The organism is Weissella sp. DD23 (assembly GCF_001579105.1).
GTDB classification, from domain to species: Bacteria; Bacillota; Bacilli; order Lactobacillales; family Lactobacillaceae; genus Weissella; species Weissella cibaria.
In genome coordinates this window covers 92,552-95,690 of record NZ_KQ970397.1, presented here as the reverse complement: position 1 = coordinate 95,690, position 3,139 = coordinate 92,552, and the positions used below count along the sequence as shown (strand labels likewise).

Annotated in this window: 3 protein-coding genes; all 3 read right to left on the bottom strand. The window is 46.6% G+C overall.

The genetic code is table 11. The features are described 5' to 3' along the window. On the bottom strand, positions 1 to 808 hold an 808-nt coding region (locus WEIDD23_RS10380; protein WP_062358967.1), incomplete at its 3' end, for a type II secretion system F family protein. Further along, complete coding sequence (gene comGA, locus WEIDD23_RS10375) at positions 771 to 1,700, bottom strand: competence type IV pilus ATPase ComGA (RefSeq protein ID WP_062358966.1); 930 nt, start codon at positions 1,698 to 1,700, stop codon at positions 771 to 773. The genes WEIDD23_RS10380 and comGA, both read right to left, overlap by 38 nt. A 134-nt stretch (positions 1,701 to 1,834) precedes the next feature. Next, positions 1,835 to 3,139 (bottom strand): NCS2 family permease (locus WEIDD23_RS10370; RefSeq protein WP_242865509.1); only part of this gene is annotated, 1,305 nt, incomplete at its 5' end.

Below are 3,139 nucleotides of genomic sequence, written 5' to 3'. Positions count from 1 at the left end.
CTGATTTTCCTTTTGCAAAAAGATGCTGACATTCCGGCGGTAATAATGGCATCGACTGAATAACTTGCCGTAAATCTTGGCCTTCTCGTAAGCCCCATTCTGCTTGCGTGCCCAATAGTCGCATTAATTCTGGACTATCCGCTGTTGCACTCCGCTTGACGATTGTCGCCAAACCAATCCCACTCGTCAAAAGTAACCCCAATTGCAAACTCATCTGATATCCGATAGACAGCTGCACCAGTGAGCCGATGAATGGCACCCGCTGTAACAGCTGTAGTCGTTGCAGCCAATTACGTCGACGCCATATTCGTCCACCAAGCCAACTAACAACACAACAGGTTAAAACACTCACGCTTAAACCAACGCCCCAGTGCGACAGCTGTGGCACTGTTGCACCCATCTGCTGTAATTGAGGCAATAGATACGTACAAAATAGCCCCATTAAGCCCGCTAACATCACCAGTAGCACAACTGGATAGAGTAGTAATTGGCGGAGCTTCTGACTTTGTCTCAACCGACGATGTTCCCGTCGACCAATTTCCATCACCAGTTGCGATAGCCGCCCATGGACACTAGCAAAAGCCAATTCACGCGCAATTTCGCGACGCACATACGGTGCCAGTAGCTGATGTAGTGGTTGACCTTGATGCAACCCAGCCACAATTGCGATTAGTGCCAGCCGTTGTTTGGGTAAAACACCTTGCACGGTCATCAACGCCCGTTCTAACGCATACCCGTTCGCAATCAGTTGGCCAAGCAATTCAAAAAAATCAGCTTGCGTTTTCAACGGCCACTGCTGCTTCTTCATCCCTCACCTCCTGGAGTAATGTCACTAATTCGTCCCCCTGCGCAACTTGCAAATCAGCCATTGGTCCGTGTGTGTCATGCACCATTGTTTGGTAACCCAAGCCAATCAAAACTTGGCGAAGAATGGCCGCTGGTATACCGAATGCCCGCAGCCGGTACCAAATGCCAGCTATTGACATGGCATGAACGGTACTTAAAATTAAATGACCGCTCAAGGCCGCTTCAACAACAATGTGCGCCGTTTCGGCATCCCGAATCTCACCAATAATCATCACATCCGGATGGTGACGCAATGCCAATCGTAGCAAGGTCGCATAATCCATTTCTGCGTCACGATTAACCTGTAATTGTAGGTACTCACTCTGCACAATTTCCACCGGATCTTCGATTGTCAAAATCATCTGATTTTGAAGTACCTGTCCCGCCAGGTAATGCAATGTCGTCGTTTTACCGGCGCCCATTTGCCCAGCAATTAAGACTAACCCCTGTCGACGCGCTAACGTGGCCGTGAGTTCAGCCACAGGCGTCGTCTCTACCCATCGAATTTGGCGGTCGGTGGCCGCCACGATTAACCGAACGACCACTGACTCCCGATTTAGAAAATCACCAACACTAGATACCCGCAAATGAAGTGGTCGGTCACCCGCTTGATAAGTCCACCGTCCCAATTGCGGGCGCCGCATTTCACTGATGTCCATCTGTGCCTCAAATTTAATGCGGCGAATTAAAGCTGCCCCTACCGATGCTGTTAACACGTCCAATGGAACAATCCCGTCCGCCGTATAACAAGACACCTGATACCCGTCTTGTTTCGGCATAATGTAAATATCACTTGCTTGGTGTTGTGCTGCCTCGAAAATGGCGTTACTAAATACCGCTTGAATTGTCGTCATGTCTTACTTCCTCACAACTAATAAAGAGGCACGGTTGTACAATTTGTCCAAAAGTCATCAAAATAATTTTTTAATTCACAAAAAAACGCTCTTGCAACCAAGAAAACCAGTCGCAAGAGCGTTTCAAAAATTTTTTAATTAACTGCTAACGAGATGAAGTTCAACAAGAACAAAATCGTCACAATCCACAAGATTGGACTAATTTCAGCAAACTTCCGCTTCACACTCTTAATGACAACGAAGAAAATAAAGCCAGCCGCAATACCATACGAAATTGAGTATGAGAAGGCCATGAATGCTGACGTGAAGAAGGCGGGAATCGCAATTTCAATATCATCCCACTCGATTGCCTTAAACTCATTCATCATCATGATACCAACAACGATTAGAATTGGTGCAGTTGCTGCCGTTGGAATCACATTAACCAGCGGTGCCGCAATAATTGCAAGCAAGAAACCAATTGCAACGACGACTGATGTCAAACCAGTACGTCCACCCGCCTTAATGCCGGCTGACGCTTCAATGAACGTCGTTGTATTTGAGGTACCAAAGATACCAGCAAACATCGTCGCAAATGTATCTGCAACCAACCCGCGGTCCATCTTTGACTTAAAGCCCTTACCTTCGTAGAACTCCTTCTGGTCAGCTTCAGAGAAAATACCAGTCGTCATACCTGTACCAATGAACGTGCCAATGGCGTCAAACAAACCTGACAAGCCCATTGAGAATACTGTTAATACAACAATCAAAATGTGCTTTGGTGACGTAAACATTGACCAAAGGCCGTCTGGACCAAGTGCTTGACCAAAGATACCACCAAAGTCCTTAAACGTTGATGTAAATGAGGCCATGGCGTCAATGTGCGTATTCGTTACGCCCATTGGAATACCAATAATCGTCGTGATGAAGACTGACAATAAGAAGGCCCCCGGCACGTTGGCGACCACCAACAATACCAAAACCACCAAACCGATTAGTCCCAACAAGACAGCTGGCTGACTAAACGTGGCAATTTCTGGCGTCGTGCTACCGTTTGCCGTAATACTTTCAATTACCTTGGCCCCACCACCTGTAAATGGCTTGTTGTTCAAGGTTAAAATGTTTTGCGGGTCAACTAAGAAATTTAAGAAGCCGGCATTCTTAAGCCCAATATAGGCGATAAACAGCCCAATACCTGCTGCGATGGCGTGCTTAAGTTGATCCGGAATTGCTTTAACAATGGCTGATCGAATCTTCGTCAAGGTGATAATCACATCAACTAGACCAACCAAGAAGACCATTCCCAATGCTTGCTTCCATGTGTACCCCAAACCAAAGACAATCGTGTAGGTAAACATGGCTTGCATACCGATTGACGGTGCCAACGCGTAAGGCAAGTTTGCAAACAGTCCAGTGATTAAAGTACCGACAACGGCTGTCAAAATTGTTGCTAAGAAAAC